This is a genomic window from Mucilaginibacter koreensis (assembly GCF_054783355.1).
Window position 1 is genome coordinate 235,275 of record NZ_BAAGQS010000002.1, and the last position, 19,067, is coordinate 254,341.

General features: G+C 44.0%; 14 protein-coding genes. 6 read left to right on the forward strand and 8 right to left on the reverse strand.

Annotated features, from left to right (window positions below):
* The first annotated feature begins 31 nt into the window (after window positions 1–31).
* Both ACYVNW_RS17675 and ACYVNW_RS17680 read left to right on the forward strand, forming a co-directional pair.
* Window positions 32–1,786: a lysophospholipid acyltransferase family protein gene (locus tag ACYVNW_RS17675; protein ID WP_460681244.1), complete on the forward strand. Its 1,755-nt coding sequence runs from the start codon at window positions 32–34 to the stop codon at window positions 1,784–1,786.
* Between the two features lie 353 nt (window positions 1,787–2,139).
* Window positions 2,140–3,669 (forward strand): ATP-binding protein, encoded by a 1,530-nt coding sequence (locus ACYVNW_RS17680; RefSeq protein ID WP_460681245.1) that lies wholly within the window; start codon window positions 2,140–2,142, stop codon window positions 3,667–3,669.
* 10 nt (window positions 3,670–3,679) lie between these two features.
* Here the strand turns inward: ACYVNW_RS17680 and ACYVNW_RS17685 are convergent, their stop codons facing one another.
* From ACYVNW_RS17685 to pheT, 7 genes are all read right to left on the reverse strand, one after another.
* On the reverse strand, window positions 3,680–4,195 hold the full coding sequence (locus ACYVNW_RS17685; protein ID WP_460681246.1) for a GNAT family N-acetyltransferase: 516 nt from the start codon (window positions 4,193–4,195) through the stop codon (window positions 3,680–3,682).
* 92 nt (window positions 4,196–4,287) lie between these two features.
* Window positions 4,288–7,557: a TonB-dependent receptor gene (locus ACYVNW_RS17690; RefSeq protein WP_460681247.1), complete on the reverse strand. Its 3,270-nt coding sequence runs from the start codon at window positions 7,555–7,557 to the stop codon at window positions 4,288–4,290.
* Window positions 7,558–7,656: 99 nt separating this feature from the next.
* Window positions 7,657–8,178, reverse strand: a complete 522-nt coding sequence (locus tag ACYVNW_RS17695; protein ID WP_460681248.1) for a DUF962 domain-containing protein — start codon at window positions 8,176–8,178, stop codon at window positions 7,657–7,659.
* A 145-nt stretch (window positions 8,179–8,323) separates the two neighbouring features.
* Complete coding sequence (gene rny / locus ACYVNW_RS17700) at window positions 8,324–9,910, reverse strand: ribonuclease Y (RefSeq protein ID WP_460681249.1); 1,587 nt, start codon at window positions 9,908–9,910, stop codon at window positions 8,324–8,326.
* A 223-nt stretch (window positions 9,911–10,133) separates the two neighbouring features.
* Window positions 10,134–10,424 (reverse strand): cell division protein ZapA, encoded by a 291-nt coding sequence (locus ACYVNW_RS17705; RefSeq protein WP_460681250.1) that lies wholly within the window; start codon window positions 10,422–10,424, stop codon window positions 10,134–10,136.
* 23 nt (window positions 10,425–10,447) lie between these two features.
* A complete protein-coding gene (locus ACYVNW_RS17710; RefSeq protein ID WP_460681251.1) occupies window positions 10,448–10,738 on the reverse strand; it encodes a hypothetical protein in 291 nt (96 codons plus the stop codon).
* Window positions 10,739–10,799: 61 nt separating this feature from the next.
* Complete coding sequence (gene pheT, locus ACYVNW_RS17715; protein ID WP_460681252.1) at window positions 10,800–13,202, reverse strand: phenylalanine--tRNA ligase subunit beta; 2,403 nt, start codon at window positions 13,200–13,202, stop codon at window positions 10,800–10,802.
* 208 nt (window positions 13,203–13,410) lie between these two features.
* Here pheT and ACYVNW_RS17720 point away from each other — a divergent pair, with 208 nt between their 5' ends.
* Both ACYVNW_RS17720 and ACYVNW_RS17725 read left to right on the forward strand, forming a co-directional pair.
* Window positions 13,411–14,226, forward strand: coding sequence for a hypothetical protein (locus tag ACYVNW_RS17720; protein ID WP_460681253.1), 816 nt, complete (start codon window positions 13,411–13,413; stop codon window positions 14,224–14,226).
* Window positions 14,227–14,391: 165 nt separating this feature from the next.
* On the forward strand, window positions 14,392–15,570 hold the full coding sequence (locus tag ACYVNW_RS17725; protein ID WP_460681254.1) for an acyl-CoA dehydrogenase: 1,179 nt from the start codon (window positions 14,392–14,394) through the stop codon (window positions 15,568–15,570).
* Window positions 15,571–15,689: 119 nt separating this feature from the next.
* Here the strand turns inward: ACYVNW_RS17725 and ACYVNW_RS17730 are convergent, their stop codons facing one another.
* On the reverse strand, window positions 15,690–16,157 hold the full coding sequence (locus ACYVNW_RS17730) for a DUF4293 domain-containing protein (protein ID WP_460681255.1): 468 nt from the start codon (window positions 16,155–16,157) through the stop codon (window positions 15,690–15,692).
* 83 nt (window positions 16,158–16,240) lie between these two features.
* Between ACYVNW_RS17730 and truA the strand changes: the two genes are divergently transcribed.
* Both truA and ACYVNW_RS17740 read left to right on the forward strand, forming a co-directional pair.
* The gene (gene truA / locus ACYVNW_RS17735) at window positions 16,241–17,023 is read left to right on the forward strand and encodes a tRNA pseudouridine(38-40) synthase TruA (RefSeq protein ID WP_460681256.1); all 783 of its coding nucleotides are present in this window, start codon (window positions 16,241–16,243) and stop codon (window positions 17,021–17,023) included.
* A gap of 222 nt (window positions 17,024–17,245) precedes the next feature.
* On the forward strand, window positions 17,246–19,045 hold the full coding sequence (locus tag ACYVNW_RS17740; protein ID WP_460681257.1) for an ABC transporter ATP-binding protein: 1,800 nt from the start codon (window positions 17,246–17,248) through the stop codon (window positions 19,043–19,045).
* Window positions 19,046–19,067: the final 22 nt, after the last annotated feature.

The following is a 19,067-nucleotide window of genomic DNA, read 5'->3' on the forward strand; positions in this document are numbered from 1 at the left end:
AATTTTAAGGTCTCTAATTATACCGATACGAATGAAGATTATCACCACTGATGAGTTTGCCAAAGCCACTAAACTGGATAAGCTGCGCATGCCCGGCCTGGCCGCTTTGCTGATGGAGGTAATGAAAATTAACGACGTTAATAAATTATTTGAACAGGCCGAAACCAACCAGGGGATGGATTTTGTGGATGCCATTCTAAAAGGCATCGGTGTTGAAATTGAGTTTGATGAAAGCGAACTGAAAAACCTGCCGGTTAATGGTAGCTTTATTGCCATTGCCAATCATCCGTATGGTGGGGTTGAAGGTTTGGTATTGCTCAAAATATTATGCATGGTAAGGCCTGAAGCTAAACTGATGGCTAACTTCATCCTGAAAAAGATCCCCAACCTGAGTGATTATTTTGTAGCGGTTAACCCGTTCGAAAATATTGAACACTCTTCCAGCATCAGCGGTATCAAAACTACTATGGAGCTGCTGGCTTCAGGTACCCCAATAGGTATTTTTCCGGCCGGTGAGGTATCCACCTACCAGCTGGATAAACAGCAGGTAACTGATCGTATGTGGCACCCTGTTGTAGGTAAACTTATTGCCAAAGCCAAAGTGCCGGTAGTACCTATTTATTTTCACGGGAATAATGGCATTTTGTTTAACCTGCTTAGCCTTATTCATCCCACATTACGCACGGCCAAATTGCCTTCAGAGTTATTTAATAAGCAAGGCCATACCATCAAACTGCGTATAGGGAAGCCCATACAAGTGAAGGATTTGCCCGATGCGAGCAATACCACCAAACTGCTTAATTTTTTGCGTACTAAAACTTACGCCTTAGGCGCAGGGCTTGAAAATCATAAACGGATATTTAACCCGCGTAACCTGTTCCAGATACGTAAAAGCCCCAAAGCGATTGCGCCTGAAACGCCTGCGGTAATATTAGAGCGGGAAATTGCCTCGCTGGAGCCAGGTTATAAAATATGGACGGAGAAGAACTATGAGGTGTATATTACCCCGGCCTCTGTGATCCCGCATACCATTAATGAGATTGGCCGCCTGCGCGAAATTACATTCAGGGAGGTAGGCGAGGGTACCAATAAGCCACTTGATTTGGATGAATATGATATCTATTACCATCACCTGTTTATTTGGGACCACCAAGCCAAAATGATTGTGGGCGCTTACCGCCTGGGGCTGGGCGACGAGATTTTTTACAGCATGGGTAAAAGCGGCTTTTACACCGCGCAGCTGTTCAAAATAAAATCGCAGTTTACCGAAGTATTAAAGACCAGTATCGAACTGGGCCGCTCATGGATACGCAAAGAGTATCAGCAAAAGCCTCTGCCTTTATTCCTGCTATGGAAAGGTATTTTGAAGTATTTGCTGGATCATCCGCGCTATCGCTACCTTATCGGGCCGGTGAGCATCAGCAATACGTTTTCTAATTTCTCCAAATCATTGATTGTAGATTACATTACCCGTCATCATTTCGACCATGAAATGGCGGAGTATGTAAAGCCGCGTAAAGATTTTAAAGTTGATTTCAGCAGTATAGATACCGACCTGCTAATGGCGGGAGAGGATAGCCTGAAAGGATTAGATAACCTGATATCTGAAATTGAAACCCGTAACATAAAATTGCCGGTACTGCTGCGCCAGTACATTGCCCTCAATGCCAAAATCATCTGCTTTAACATTGATCCTAAGTTTGCCGATTGTTTAGACGGCTTTCTGGTACTTGACTTACAGAAAGTGCCCAAGGATATGCTGGAGAAATTAGGTAAAAACTTGTAAAGGCTTTCCATTTCAATGTCTAAAATAACAAACGCTGTAAATGAACAATTTACGGCGTTTGTTATTTTACTTTATAGGAGTATGATCACCAAGTTAACTCTAAACATAAATATTAATTAACAGATAAGGCACTACCAGTAGCTTGTATAACTGAGCACAGATGTTATAGCGCATGTGAGCATTATATATTTGATGCTGATTGGCTGTTCAATATGATATGAGTAAAAGTAATGAGCTTGGCTTTGTTCAACTGCTGCCGAAAGGTTAGAGCAATAGTTCTTTCTGTAAGATTTATTAATTTATGATTAACATCGCTAAAAGTAATAATTAATTATCTTCGTTTTTTTAGGTATATGATTCAGCCCGACGAGCAAAACAATTCTGCAACAGCGATATCAGTTGCTGCCAATGAAAAGCGCCTGCGGGCACTGGTGACGGCAAGCTCGGATGTAATTTATACCTTAAGTGCAGATTGGGATGTGATGTACAAACTGGATGGCCGTGGTTTTTTGAAAAATACCGATAAGCCCATGACGGGTTGGCGTTCGCAGAATGTTTATGCAGGTGATATGGATAGGGTGAATGCAGCTATCGATGAGGCTATCAGGGAGAAAAAAATATTCGAGCTGGAGCATCGGGTTAACCGTGCCGATGGTACACCCGGGTGGACGGTGTCGCGCGCCGTTCCTATATTAGATGATGAAGGAAATATTATTGAATGGTTTGGCACTGCCAGTGATATTACCGCCCGAAAGTTAGCAGAAGAAAAATTGGCTGCCTTCAACGAACAGTTGTTAACAGCGAATGAAGAATTGGCTAAAGCCAATGCCAAAATTGCGCTGGCTGAAGAAAGTTTGCGTATTGCAACTGAGTCAGGCGAATTGGGAACCTGGTACTATGAAAAATCGACTGGCCGCTTTGAAAGCTCAAACAGGTTCAACCAGATATTTGGTTTACCAATTGACACGCAATGTACTTACGAGATAGCATTTAGCCGTATCAGGAAGGATTACCAGGATGATGTTGTAGTTGCAATAGAGGCATCTTTTACTTACGGCACAAACTTCAGCATAGAGTACCCGGTTATTGCTGCGGATGGTAAAGAGACATGGGTGAGATCAGTCGGGAAGATAGTTACGAACGGAGGGGGTAATGCTTACTTAACCGGAGTGTTAGCTGATATAACACAACAGAAGATTGATGATCAGCGTAAAAATGCCTTTATCAGCATGGTAAGTCATGAGCTTAAAACCCCACTAACTTCTACAGTGAGCTATGTACAGGTGGCACAAAAGAAAGCCTTGGGTAGTAACGATACACTTATAGCCGGCATGATGGAGCGGGCTGGAAAGCAGTTAGGAAAGATGACCCGCATGATTAATGGTTTTCTTAATGTTTCGCGTTTAGAGTCTGGCAAAATCCCTATCGATCGTCAGCGCTTTGACTTGGCGCAATTGCTGAAAGAAACTGAGGAAGAATCGATAGCTGCCATCGATACACATCAGGTAGTGTTTGTTCCTGCACAAGAAACCTGGATAGATGCCGATAGGGATAAGATTGGGCAGGTAATTAATAATTTGTTAAGTAATTCTATTAAATACTCGCCCCTTAACTCTACTATCACTATATCCTGTGTAACTATAAGTGACAGGGCTCAGGTTAGTGTGCAGGACGAAGGCATGGGCATGAATAATGACGAGTTACCCAAATTATTTGACCGTTACTACCGCACCAAAGACACCGAAAGGCACCATATTGCCGGCTTTGGTATCGGCCTTTATTTATGCAGCGAGATTATTAAACAGCATGAGGGTAAAATTTGGGCAGAAAGCGAACTACAAAAAGGCAGTACCTTACATTTTACTTTACCTATAGTCAAGTAAAAGGCGTTCCCTAAGAATGAGAATGGAGTATTAACTCCATAAATATCAAATCAAGCCAGCGGTCAAATTTGTAACCTACCTCTTTAAAGTAACCAGCCTGCTCAAAGCCGAAACGGCGGTGCAAATGCAAACTGATCTCGTTCTCGCTGTCAATGCCTGCAATCAGTGCATGCATCCCAGCTTGTTTAGCCAACTCAATAAGTTGTTGAAGCAATAATTTGCTGATACCTAAGCCCCGGCTTTCTTTGTGCACATAAATAGAGTGCTCTACGGTATATCGGTAGCAGGGCCAGGCCCTGAAGCTGCCATAAGTGGCAAAGCCGACCACCCTGCCTGTATGTTCTGCTACCATTAACGGAAAGCCAGCTGCTTTGCGCTCGTTGTACCAGGCAGTGCGCATCTCCAGGGTATGAGGCTGCTCGCTATAAACAGCAGTGGTGGTCAATATAATATCATTATAAATGTCCAGTACTTCAGGTAAGTCATCGGTGGTCATCTCTCTGATGAAAACCTCGGCAGCGCTCATAAATTGTGATTTTGATGTATGAAGCCAAAGGTAAATAAAAAAAGGCCCTGTACTTGTACAGGGCCTTCTCATTGTTATAAAGTGTTCGAGTCTTAGAAGCTGTAACGTAAACCGAACTGCATTTGCCAGCGTGATGCAAAATAGTCAACCGAGTAAGGCAAGCCGGGGTTATTGAAGGTATACTTTGGATAAGTGGTAGACGCGTTGGCAAAAGAAGGTGTTACCGAAGGCGTTAAACCAATGCTTGAAGTAGAGTTGTAAGTGTTAGGAGAGAAGTAATACTGTCCCCATTTCTTATTCAGCAAATTGGTTAAGTTCACAATATCATATGTAAAAGTAATCACCTGTTTGTGTTTCTCACCAAATTTAAAATCTTGGGTAAAGCGGAAATCCAGGTTATTGTTCCATGGGGTATGGGCTGCATTACGTTCAGTAAACTGACCGCGGCGGCTGCTCAGGTATTTATCGGCATCAATAAAGCTATCAAAAGCAGCGGCTTGCTGGGCTGCAGTAGCACCCCCTGTTATGTTATTGAAAAAGTTAACCGTTTCTCCCACTTTCGGGATGTAAGCTAAACTTACCTGCTGGCCCGTTCCATCAATGGCATTAGGGTAGAAGCCGTAAGTAAACGGATTGCCTGATGCCGCACTGAAGAAGAAGGTAAAGTTAGCGGTATATTTTTTGGCTGCATCCCAATTGTGCATGTAATTTACGGTAGCCACAATGCGGTTGCGGATGTCAAAGTTAGAGTTAGCTAATCCCGGGTTATTGGGGTTTAATGCCTGGTTCAACTGCCAGTTGGACTCCATTGAATTACGGATACCGTTGGTTACATCTTTTGAATGACCATAGGTATACGCTACCGATGCATTCAGGCCGCCGGAGTTCATCGGAACGTATTTAGCAATTTGTGCTGTTGCACTGTAACGGTAACCTAAGCTGGTGTTAGACAATAAGTAAGCATTGGTATAAGTAGGATTTACACCTTTGTTTACAAATATAGGTTGTTGTTGCTGTGTATCGTACGGATAATAATTTACCTGGTCGGTAGTATTTACTTGCTGAAATTTAAGATCATGGATGGTTTTTGTGTAGATACCTTCCACCGTAAACTTCCACTGGTCAGGAGTGGTATAATCCAGCGCCAGGCTGCTTCTCCATACCTGTGGCATTTTAAAGTTGTTATCAATCAAATCCACTTGTGTTTTGCCGGCAGCGCTGGTATTAAAGTTTTGCTGGTTTACAAAGTTTAAACCGCCATTGGCCGGCGCCTGTACCGGGTTGGTGCCAGGTACAAACGCTGTAGTTGATGAGCGGTTATCATACGCTCCGTAAGTTACCCCATTGTTGTAGAAGGCGTAACCAAACCAGGCAAAAGGTACACGGCCGGTAAACAAACCACTACCACCACGCAGTACCAAGCTTTGGTCGCCATAAATGTCATAATTGAATGATACACGTGGGTTGAACTCAATATTGTTCAGGTACTTGTTTTTGATGTTTCGGGGCTGTGTATAAGTGAATGTATTGCCATAAAACTGATCAACGGTGGCGTTGGTAGTTTTGTCGCTCAGCGGTTGCTTGTTGGGCACATCTGCATAATCCAAGCGCAAGGCATAAGTTAGCTTAAAGTTATCTGTAAGCTGGAAATCATCCTGTGCATATAAACTCAGCAGGTTTACATTGAACTTTGCCGACGGATTGTTCAATATATAATCGCGGGTGTTGTTGGTATAGTTAAAGTTGGCACGAACGCGGTTAGGGTTGTTGGCAATAAAGTTTTCAATGCTGCTGTAAGCCACACGGCCGTTCCAGGCGTTTACAAAGTTGTAGGTAATGTCATAAAACTCATTGTGTGTACCGAATGTGAAGGTATGCTTGCCTTTTACCCAGGTCAGGTTATCCGTAAATTCGGTAGTTTTCTGGCGCATATCAAAAATGGCAGCTTCGCGGTCAGTACCCATAAAGATGGTGGTACCTGGCGTGCGGCCAGTAATTTCTATCTGGGGCAGGGCAGGGTTTGAATTTGGGTTACGGTAATCATGCACGTTTGAGTAACCAAGCAGCAGGTTATTGCTTAATGAGTTTGAAAAGCGTGTTTTCAACTCGGCTATGGTAGAGCTCGAATTATTATGAGAAGTATAATCAATACCAGCAAAACGGAAGTTGCTTTGATCGCGCTCCAGGTTGGTGGCATCTGATGAAATAGTATTATTGCGGATGGTTAGCTGGTTTTTATCGTTAATGTTCCAGTCTAAACGGTTAAAAAATTTGTTTGAGTTAGAGTGGATGGTGGTATTGTCATAAGTACCCGGATCCAAACCACCTGTGAAGCCTCTGAAAGCGGTAGTTAGGTTAGCAGCATCGGTAGCGCTTAATATTTTGGCCGAGCCAGAAGTGCCTGCTGCGGCAATTACAGGGTCAACACGGCGGTTAAATTCTTCGTTGGTAAAAAAGAATAATTTATTTTTAATGATAGGGAAGCCTACACGTGCACCTACCTGATAGTCATGGAAAGCGCTGGGCTCTTTTGAACCATCGCCACCGGCGGCAGCCGTGGCATTGTTGGGGCCTACCAGGAATGCGCCGCGGCCAAAGCCATAAACAGAGCCTGTTACATCATTGGTACCACTGCGGGTAACAGCATTGATACTGCCGCCCAATACGTTGCCTATTTTAATATCATAAGGCGCTACATATACCTGCACATCCTGTATCGCATCCAGTGATACAGGGCTGGTACGGGTACTGGCACCTACCTGGCCTGAGCTGTTGGTTTGGCCACCTAACGAAGGGCTGAAACCAATCGCATCGTTATTAATAGCGCCATCAAGCGTTACGTTATTGTAACGGAAGTTGGTACCTTGAAAAGAGTTGTTATTACTTTGCGGGGTAACGCGGGTTAAATCCTGCAGGCTGCGGTTGATATTAGGCAGCGTGCGTACCTGCGCCTGGCTGATACGTGTACTGGCACCAGTACGGGTACCACCCGGCGTAGCGCGTACAGTTACTTCTTTAAGCGCGGTAGATTCATCAGTTAATACGAAATTATAAGTAGCATTGCCCAAGCTTAAGGTAAGGCCGGTAAGATCATTGCGTTTATAACCTACAAACGTAGCGCTGATAGTATAAGGGCCACCGGCAGATACGTTGACTATAGTATAGCGGCCTTCAGCATTGGTTTGTGTGCCGTAGCGGGTTCCGGTTCCGGTATTTACTACGCTGATGGTTACACCTGGCATGGTAACGCCTTTATTGTCAGTCACTCTACCTGTTATAGTAGCAGTGGTAATTTGTGCATTGGCGACATAGCCAAGCGAGGTAAGTGCAAAAAGTAATAGGAGAAAGTAGAGCTTTTTCATTTGTGATCTATTTGACCACAAAGGTTCAGCTATAATATTAAGGCAATGTTAACACAAGATTATCTTTAGTGACGTGAGTTAACACGGATTGGCACTCAATTAAACATGAGGTTTTCGCCTGATAAGTGTATACGCTTCCCAGAGTGGACCAGCAAGAATCAGCCGGGTTTTGTTCAGGCTGTTAGGCCGGTTGCCGCTAAATACTAAGGCTACAGTAGAGACAATAAATAAAACCGCACAAACCAGCCATAACTTGGGGCCGCCCAGAGTTTGCCACGCGAGCAATTGTACTACGCCGTAGGCACAAACCAACAAAAAAAACAAAATAAGATAAGATACCATGGGCGACATGCGCAGGTAATAATAAATCATGAACGCCAGCAGGAATGATGCCCAGTTAATATAGCCATTATAAACGCCCATGAAATTGAGGTGCGGAAAGGGAATGGCCCATAATAACCCGAACAAGCTAAATAACATTACTGGAATAGCCAGCAAATGCACCAGGCGTGCGGGTTGCTGCAAAACGGTTTGGTTATATAAAGTATAATAGCTATCTGCTTTAACTTGATGACTGTCTGTTGATTTAGAAGGCGTATTTTGCGATTTTTGAGCGGGCATTGCTATGTTTACGTACGGTAGAAGATATAGACTTAGAAAGTTACCATTGGTTTAATGATAACAATAATGGAACAAAGGTACACTCTTAAAAGTAAAAAGCCCTCTTACTTTTTGGCAAGAGGGCTTACAAATTTACGTTTGTTTACTATTTTGCGAAAGCTACCGAACGGGTTTCGCGGATAACGGTAACTTTAATCTGGCCCGGATAGGTCATTTCGGTTTGGATGCGGTTAGAAATATCAGCCGCTAACACTTCTGATTGAGCATCACTGATTTTCTCACTTTCTACTACTACGCGCAGCTCGCGGCCAGCTTGAATAGCAAAAGTTTTCTCTACACCAGGGTAAGAAAGGGCTAATTCTTCCAGTTCTTTCAAACGCTTGATGTAGCTTTCCACCACCTCGCGGCGTGCACCAGGGCGGGCGCCCGAAATGGCATCACAGGCTTGCACGATAGGGGAGATCATTGAGGTCATCTCTATTTCATCGTGGTGGGCGCCAATGGCGTTACATACCTCTGGGTTCTCTTTATATTTTTCGGCCAGCTGCATACCCAAAATTGCGTGTGGCAGCTCAGGGTTGTCATCAGGTACTTTACCAATATCGTGCAGTAAGCCGGCACGTTTAGCCAGTTTCACGTTCAGGCCCAATTCAGCCGCCATAGTGGCGCAGAAGTTAGCCACTTCGCGTGAGTGCTGCAGCAGGTTTTGTCCGTAAGATGAACGGTAGCGCATACGGCCCACCATCCGGATCAGTTCCGGGTGTAAACCATGTATACCTAAGTCAATTACAGTGCGCTCGCCAATTTCTACAATTTCTTCTTCAATTTGCTTGCGGGTTTTGGCTACCACTTCCTCAATACGAGCCGGGTGAATACGGCCGTCGGTTACCAGGCGGTGCATGGCAAGGCGGGCAATCTCACGTCGAACCGGGTCAAAGCCTGATAAGATGATAGCTTCTGGTGTATCATCCACAATAATCTCAATACCGGTAGCGGCTTCCAGTGCACGGATGTTACGGCCTTCACGACCAATAATACGGCCTTTGATTTCGTCGTTCTCTATGTTAAAGATAGATACCGTGTTCTCGATAGCGCTCTCTGTAGCGGTACGCTGAATGGTTTGGATCACCACCTTTTTAGCTTCTTTGGTAGCAGTAAGCTTGGCTTCGTCCACAATGTCTTTAATCTGCATCATGGCTTTGGTGCGGGCTTCTTCGCGCAGGCTATCAATCAGCTGGTTTTTAGCTTCTTCGGCGCTCAGGCCGGCAATAGCTTCCAGTTGTTGTATGTGTTGTTGTTTTATCTGCTCTACTTCTTCCTGCTTTTTATCGGCTTCTTCTTGCTTTTTAATGGCCAGTTCGGTTTGGCGCTCCAGATTTTTGCGGGTGTTCTCCAGTTCGTTGTCTTTACGGTTTGCGTTTTCCAGCTTGGAATTTAAAGATTGTTCTTTTTGCTTCAGGCTGTTTTCGCGCTGGCTGATGGCGTTGTTACGGGCGTTTACTTCCTGCTCGTGCTCGGCTTTGAGTTGTAAGAAACGTTCTTTGGCTTCTAACGCTTTGTTTTTCTTTAAAATCTCGGCGTTGTTCTCCGCATCTTTTAATATCTTTTTTACTTTGGTTTGTGCTGCTGCTTCTTGCTCTTTAAAAAGCTTGCGCAGTAAGAAGCGGCCGATAACGATGCCTATAATGGCACCTATCAGCAGCCCGATAATGATGTACAATAATGTGGTCATAAATTGGTTATATATAAAAAAACCGCTAACTAAATTTTAAGTGCCTGTATTGTAAAACTGCTGAACAGCGTTACGCCACAGCGCTATGGTTTTGCTATACCCTGCAAGCCAAACAGCATTGTGATGCACTGCTGCATTAAAGCATCAGTTTTTAAATAGTGAAACTTAAAATTTGGCCGCGGCTAAATTTTAATTGCTCTTTTAATTGATAAAGAACGATCCGTTACTTTGAAAAAAACTCCGACAGCAAATCATCCAACTGATATACTTTCTCTGCTATCTCGGTGTCTTCGGCAGTTACCTTACGCTCGTTTTTTAACGAGGTGGTGGCATAATGCAGTACACACATAGATAGGAGATCCTGCTTATCTTTAACCGCATAGTTCTCTTGATATTCCTTAATGCGGTCATTAATGAGCTTGGCTGCCCTGCGTATAATTTCTTCCTCTTCCGTGCTTACTTTTAAAGGGTAAACACGGTCGGCTATGTTTATTTTTATTGAGATTTCTCCCATTTGAGCTTATTCACTTATTTGTATTACTTTTTTAGCAATACAATACACTTGTCAATTTCCCGCACAAATTCGTTAATCTTTTGCTTAATGTCAAGGCTTTTTTCATTTGTTTCTGAAAACGACTTGGCTACTTTCAATACACGAAGCTTTTCTTCCAGCTCTGTGCTCTTATTTTTACTGGCATCCAGCGCCACCATCAATGATTGATTTTCCAGTTTCAGCAGGTCGTTTTCTTCCTGCAGTAAATGGTACATGGCAATCAGCCTTTCGGCTTTGTCGGTTACTTTAGCTAATTGTTCGGCTACTGATGGCATTTTTAAAAGTAAAAATTAAAAAGTCAAAATTCAAAAAACTTGCCCGTTGGTATTCAATCCCTTATTTCCTGATTTCTGCTCCTGCTTCTTTGCCCAGGTTGTAGATCAGTTTCTGCATAATGCCGTCAATATTCTTGTCGGTCAGGGTTTTTTCCTCGTCCTGCAATATAAAGCTTAAGGCGTATGATTTTTTGCCGGCCGGCAGCTTATCACCCTGGTACACATCAAATACACTTACTTCTTTTAACAGCTTACGCTCGGTTTTCTGGGCAATTTGTTTTAATTGCGCAAAGGTAACCGAAGCGTCAATGAGCATTGACAGGTCACGACGCACAGCCGGGAATTTAGATACTTCCTGATAAACGATGATGTTTTTAGCTACCAGTTGCAGCAGCAAGTCGAAATTAAATACCGCATAAAACACTTCCTGACTTACATCGGCCAGTTTTAATGGTGCTGCTGCTACGGCGCCAAACTCTACCAGGTTTTTTGAGCCACGGTAGTTGTATTGCAGGCCATAGCTTAATTCATTGTTCATCACCTCATCGGTGGTAAATTCAGTGATATTTAAACGGTTCAGCAAGCCATCAACAATGGCTTTTAATTGGTAAAAGCTAACCGGAGATGCCTTTTGGTTCCACTGCTCAGTTTGGCCGGCGCCGGTGATGAATACCGACAGGCGGTGCTGTTCAATGTACTTTTCATCGGCGTAGCTGTATATTTTACCAAACTCGTAAAACTTCAAATCAGCATTGCGGCGGTTTACATTGTATGCAATCGCTTCCAGGCCCGAATAAAGCAGGGTTTGGCGCATAATATCCAAATCGCTGCTTAACGGGTTCAGGATTTTTACTGCATGATCCAGATTGGTAGCATAGCGGTTGCTGGTAAGCGAATTGCACAGGATTTCGTTAAAGCCGTTGGCTGATAGCATGTCGGCAATAGCATTCTGCACTGTGTCCTTCTCGGGGCGTACTGAGTTATTTAGGGAAGCGCGGATTTGGGTAGGGATATGGATATTATTATATCCGTATATACGCAGTACTTCTTCAATCACATCTACCTCGCGGGTTACGTCTACCCGGTAAGGCGGCACTTTCAGGCTTAGGCCTTGCTCGGTTTCGTTCACCACCTCAATATCCAGCGCCTCAATAATGGCTTTAATTTCAGCGTGCGGGATGTCAGCACCAATCAGGCGCAAAGTATTGCGATAACTCAGCTCCACTTCAAACGGTTGAACCGGGGCAGGGTAGATATCTGAGATCTCAGAACTGATAGTACCTCCGGCCAGTTGCTGTATCAATAATGCCGCACGCTTTAAGGCATATACGGTCATATCCGGATCGGTACCCCGCTCAAAACGGAAAGAGGCATCGGTTTTCAAACCAAAACGCTTAGACGTTTTACGTACCGAAACGGAATTGAAATAGGCGCTTTCCAAAAATACATTCGTGGTGCTTTCTGTAACGCCCGAGTCGGCACCGCCAAACACACCGGCAATGCACATGGGAGCTTCGGCATTGCAAATCATCAGGTCGTCTGCATCCAACTTACGTTCTACGCCATCCAAGGTGATGAACTTAGTGCCTGCCAGGCCGGTTTTCACTATTACTTTGCTGCCGGTAATGGCATCGGCGTTAAACGCATGCAGGGGCTGGCCTAGCTCGTGTAATACATAGTTGGTTACGTCTACTACATTATTGATGGCGCGTACACCAATGACAGCCAGTTTTTCCTTGAGCCATTTGGGTGATTCGGCTACTTGTACACCAGAAATGGTTACGCTGGAATAACGCGGACAAGCCTGTGCGTTCTCTACCTCAACCGGAATGGTTAAGTTTTGGTTGGATACGCTGAATGCTGAAACATCCGGACGGGTAACCTGCATTTTCAGGTAAGCGGCAATATCACGCGCTGTACCCAGGTGCGAGGCTGCATCAGCCCGGTTGGGAGTCAAGCCAATCTCAAACAGGTAGTCATCATTGAGCTTAAAATACTCTTTTGCCAGCGTGCCTATCTGTGCTTCGCTATCCAGTACCATAATACCGGCATGTGACTCGCCTAGGCCAATCTCATCTTCGGCACAGATCATACCCTCAGATACCTCGCCGCGTATTTTTGATTTGTTGATTTTAAAGGGTTCGCCCTGCAGGGGGTGTACGGTGGTGCCTACAGTAGCCACTACTACTTTTTGGCCGGCAGCCACATTGGGTGCGCCGCATACAATCTGCAATTCTTCGGGGCCGCCCACATCTACTTTGGTTACCCGCAGGCGATCGGCATTGGGGTGTTGTTCCGCCTGCTTTACGTAGCCGATAACCAAACCTTCCAGTCCGCCCGGAATAGCTTGTACTTTCTCCAGCGTTTCTACTTCCAAACCGATGCCGGTCAGGATTTGAGAAATTTCTTCGGGAGTTTTATCTGTATGGATGAATTCTTTGAGCCAGTTATAAGAAATTTTCATTTGTGCGAATGATAATCAGGCAAAGATAGCTTTTTTTGAGGGGAGTGCGGAAGCCGGATGTTGTAAAGTGCTTGGCGAAGCTTAACAGGTACAATTGTATTGTAGTTTAATGAGTTAAAAATATTAATGTAAGTTACAGGCCAATGTTGCACTGTGCAGTTTCAGCAGGTTTTGTTTTTATCAATACTATATTTTAATTTTCCTCATCATGAAATTTAAAATCCTAACCTTATCAGTTGTTTTATTAGGCTTTGGCCTTGCAGCTTACAGTAAGCCTTTACTGGCTAAAACAACAACCGCAAATTTATTTGATAAGTCTGCTATCATCGCAGATGGTTTATATAAATTTAAGGGAAACCTAAATGGCAAAATACCTGTGTTTATATGGCTTCTGATTAAAGATAGTATAATTAAAGGTGAGGTTACCTACTTAAGAACCGCTAAGCATATCCCAATCAAACTTGTGGGCACTATAGTTAAAGACCAGGGGCCGGTGATTTATGAGTTTGACCCGGGCGGACATGTTACAGGCATATATGAAGGTAAGCTTAATGCCAGTACATTTACCGGTACATGGTACAATCCAAATTCGAACAAAGAACTAAAATATATGCTGAACCATAGTGACAGCACATTAGCAGCTCCTAACACGGCTTTTCATCCGGTAAATATGACAGGTCAATACCAATATTTCTTTGGCAAAGCTGGTGCTGGTGGTAGCGGTAGTATTTCGATATTAACTATAAAAGCAAAAGTAGCTAAGGTAGAGGTTAACTGTGTTACTGCTGCACCAGCTTTCAATTTAGCGGATGTAGAACCATTTACTGCACCTGTGGCCAATAACACGATTATTTATAAAATGAAAGATGCAGATTGTAAATTCAAAATCAGGGTATTCGAGAATTTTGTTGTTATTACACCCCTCACAGATGATTTAATGCAATGTGGTTTTGGTATGAATGCTACTATAGAAGGTGTTTATTTTAAGACCAGCGACAAAGCAAATTTTAATACCGAGCGATAGGTGTTAGTTAGCTTATAGTTAACAAGCCGGTTCTTTTTGTTATTATAATCTTTACACGGTTGTTAGGTAATAGGTTATAATCGAGATAAATATCATAAATTTATTATGCATGCATAGTATTTTTAATTTATATTTTGTTTATTTGCTTTAACCAATTATACACCTATGAATTTTGATATGACCGAAGCGCCTGCCACAGGCTTTGATTTTGCTATGGGCGAAAACCAGCAGATGGTAGCTCAAATGGTAAAAGATTTTGCCGAGCGGCACATCCGTCCGCATGTAATGGAGTGGGATGAAGCCCAAACCTTCCCGGTGGAACTTTTTAAGCAATTGGGCGAGCTGGGCCTGATGGGCGTACTGGTACCCGAAGTTTACGGCGGTGCCGGTTTTGGTTATGCCGAATATGTAACGGTGATTCAGGAAGTAGCGCGGGTATGCGGCTCTATCGGCTTATCGGTAGCGGCACATAATTCGTTATGTACCGGTCATATCCTAACTTTTGGCAACGAAGAGCAAAAGCAACGCTGGCTGCCCAAACTGGCTACTGCCGAATGGCTGGGCGCCTGGGGCCTTACCGAAGCCAACACCGGTTCTGATGCCCTGGGGATGAATACCACCGCCGTACTGGATGGCGATGAATATGTGGTGAATGGTTCTAAAAACTGGATTACTCATGGAAAATCGGGCGATGTGGCCGTGGTAATGGTGCGAACCGGCGAAAAAGGCGATTCGCGCGGTATTTCGGCTTTGGTGATTGAGAAAGGTACACCAGGTTTCACCAGCGGCAAAAAGGAAAGTAAACTGGGCATGCGTGCTTCAGAAACCACCGAATTGATCTTCAACAATTGCCGCGTGCCTAAAGCTAACTTGCTGGGTGCCGAAGGCGAAGGTTTTAAGCAGGCTATGAAGATATTAGACGGCGGGCGTATTTCTATAGCTGCCTTATCCTTGGGTATTGCCAAAGGCGCTTATGATGCCGCTGTAAAATATGCCAAAGAGCGCCACCAGTTTGGGCAACCCATTGCCGGCTTTCAGTCCATCGCTTTCAAACTGGCCGATATGGCTACAGAAATAGAAGCTGCTGAATTGTTGATTATGCAAGCCGCCGACTTGAAGAACCGCCACCAGCCGGTAACCCGGCAATCGGCCATGGCTAAATATTATGCCTCAGAAGTAGCCGTGCGCTGCGCCAACGAAGCGGTGCAAATTTTTGGCGGTTATGGTTATACCAAAGACTTTCCGGTAGAGAAGTATTACCGTGATGCTAAATTGTGCACTATAGGTGAGGGTACATCAGAGATACAAAAAATAGTAATCAGCCGGGAGATATTAAAAGGATAGCAAGGTGCTGGTCAATAGAGCCTCCTATCTCTATATTGGTGATTTACTTTTATCAGGTAAAAAAGTAAATCACCAATTATTTTAAATGAAACCCTAAATCAGATAGGAATAAATTAACACTACCTTAAACGATCCGCTGACCTTACCAAACGCTCATCATTCTTAATTGAACGAATCGCCACAAACATCAGTAAAATGCTGATTGGGGTTAAGAACAAGCCTATCCCGTAATTATTGGTGTGGATAGCGGCACCGGGCACCGCATCTTTTACCGTTTGAGCTACCCAAAAGCTATATCCTAATATAACAAGCAATGTGCTGTAACACAAAGCCAGTTGCTGTTTGCGGTTTTTATATAAAAATATAACACCTATAGGCAACAGGGCAATAATGGCGGTTACTATTGTAAGTGCTAAAAAAGTTTGTGTATGTATTTGTGCGCCGCCTGCATCCTGATAGATACCGGTTACGCGTATGTTTACCGGTATAACGCCGGCATAAACGGTATGTACAATAGGGAACAGGTAAAGGGCTGCAATAAGCAGGCCGGCAAACAGCAGGTATATGCTTTGTATACGTTGTATCATGGTAATTTAATTATCGCAGCCAAAGATAAAATGTTTGCTGTAATTCTAAATGGGCATCTTACCACGTTTATTACCTTTGCACTGTGCAAACTCTTCAACGTTATTTTTTAGAAATTGCTTATGATGGCACCCGCTACCATGGCTGGCAAATACAACCTAATGCCATAACCGTACAGCAGAAACTAAACGAGGCCTTGGCTATATTGCTGCGCCAGCCGGTAGAAACCACAGGTGCAGGCCGTACGGACACCGGGGTGCACGCCCGGCAGTTGTTTGTACATTTTGAGCCCCCCCAGCCCCCTGAAGGGGGAGTAGATGTTTTTAAAAGCTCCCCCTTCAGAGCGCTGGGGGGGCTCAACGCCCTGTTGCCACCTGATATTGCAGTAAAACGAATTATTGAAGTAGCTTCTGATGCACATGCACGGTTTGATGCCACCCAACGCTCGTATGAGTACCATATGCATTTTAGTAAAGATCCGTTTAAAACCCATTCCTCCTGGTTGCTGCGCGACAGGCCGGAGGTGGACCTGATGAACCGGGCAGCGGCTATACTGATGGAATATACTGATTTTAGTTGCTTCAGTAAATCCAACACCCAGGTGATGACCAATAACTGTAAGATTACTCGTGCGGAGTGGGTAACACAGCCTGATGGCAGCTTGGTCTTTCATATTACGGCCGACCGTTTTTTGCGTAATATGGTAAGGGCTATTGTAGGGACATTGATGATGGCAGGTCGCCGTGAAATTAAACCCGAGGGTGTGCGGGCTATCATTGAGAGTAAAAACCGCAGTAATGCCGGTACCTCAGTGCCCGCCTGCGGATTGTATTTAACGGAGGTGAAGTATCCTTACATTGAGTCTTAATAATCCTGTTTAAAGGAGAATAGGGGGATAATTCATAGTAATCATTGTCGTTTCGACCGTGGGGCGAAATCTTCTGGTTTGCTAAACTTGTATCGCCTTCTCTATTCTAATTTTGATATCATAAATATAAACCGGGGGATTCCTTTAAACATCAGGGCGCTTCTTTTTATATCTTTGCTTTTTTAGCAAACACACCCCATTAGCAGGGGTTATAACAGGCGCATGGCAGAAGTTACCGGAAAAGCAATTGATTGGAAATTATTGGGCAGAATAATGCATTATGTACGGCCCTACAACAAAACATTTGTAATTGCTGCATTCCTTACCATTTTTTTGGCGGTCATCTCACTCTCGCAACCCATATTGATTGAGCGTACGCTGGATAAATACATACTTACCAATAATTATAATGGCTTGGTATTGATGGTGGGATTGATGGTTGTTCTGTTGGCTATACAAACGCTCGCCCAATATTATCAAACCTTTATGACCAATGCCTTGGGGCAGTCGGTTATCCGCGATTTACGTATTGATGTATTTCGCCACATTACCAGCCTTCGTTTAAAATATTTTGACCGTACACCTATTGGGATGCTGATTACCCGTACCGTGTCAGATTTGGAAACCATTGCCGATATTTTTTCAGAAGGATTGATCTCCATAGCCGGAGATTTGCTGCTAGTTCTATCCATCATAATTTATATGCTGGTTCAGGATTGGAAGCTAACACTTATTACGTTAGCACCTATCCCCTTTTTGCTGGTGGCTACCTATATTTTTAAGGAAGCTATCAAATCTTCTTTTCAGGATGTGCGTACCCATGTAGCACAGCTGAATACTTTTTTGCAGGAGCACATTTCAGGCATCAGCATTATTCAGTACTTCGCCCGCGAAGACCAGGAGATGCGCAAGTTCAAAGAAGTGAACTTAAAATACCGCGATGCCAATATCCGCTCCAACTGGTATTACTCTATCTTTTTCCCGGTGGTTGAAATTTTTTCGGCCATGTCTATCGGGCTGCTGGTATGGTATGGCTGTAAGCGTATTTTGAGCGATCATGAAATTTCGGCCATTACGGCATCTAAAAAAGGGATAACACCGGGTACTGTTGTGGCGTTTATTACGCTGCTTAACTTACTGTTCAGGCCGATCCGTCAACTGGCAGATAAATTTAATACCCTGCAAATGGGTATGGTGGGTGCTGACCGTATTTTTAAAGTACTGGACACTGATGAGAAAGCGCCCAATACTGGAAAAATTACCGGTGTAAGTTTACGTGGCGAAATCGATTTCAATCATGTCTGGTTTGCTTACAATGATGATAACTGGGTGCTGAAGGACATGAGTTTCCATGTGAAGCCCGGTGAAACCCTGGCCCTGGTGGGCGCGACCGGTGCAGGCAAATCATCCACCATTAATATACTGAATCGTTTTTACGAGGTAGGAAAGGGCACTGTCAAGGTAGACGGTGTGTCCATTGATCAGTATGAACTGGGTTTCCTGCGCTCGCAAATTGCTACCGTAATACAGGATGTATTCCTGTTCTCTGATACTATTGCCAACAATATCAGTTTAAACAATCCGGCCATTACCATGGAGCAGATTGTGGCCGCCGCCAAAAGTGTAGGTGCGCATGAGTTTATTATGCGTTTACCCGGAAGTTATGAGTACAATGTAATGGAGCGCGGCTCTACACTTTCGGCCGGGCAGGCGCAATTGATCTCATTCGTTCGTGCGCTGGTTTACAACCCGGCTATTTTGGTACTGGATGAAGCTACCTCATCAGTAGACACGGAAACTGAAATTTTAATACAGGAAGCCATCAACAAACTGATGCAAGGCCGCACAGCCATAGTGATTGCCCACCGTTTATCCACCATTCAAAGCGCCGACAAAATTATCGTGCTCGATCATGGTGAAATTAAAGAAGTAGGCAGCCATCAGGAACTCTTAAAAATAGAAGACGGCTATTACCGCAAACTGTACGACTTGCAGTTTAATTCGGCCGGAATATCGAGATAGAGTAAAGAGTCAAGAAACAAGA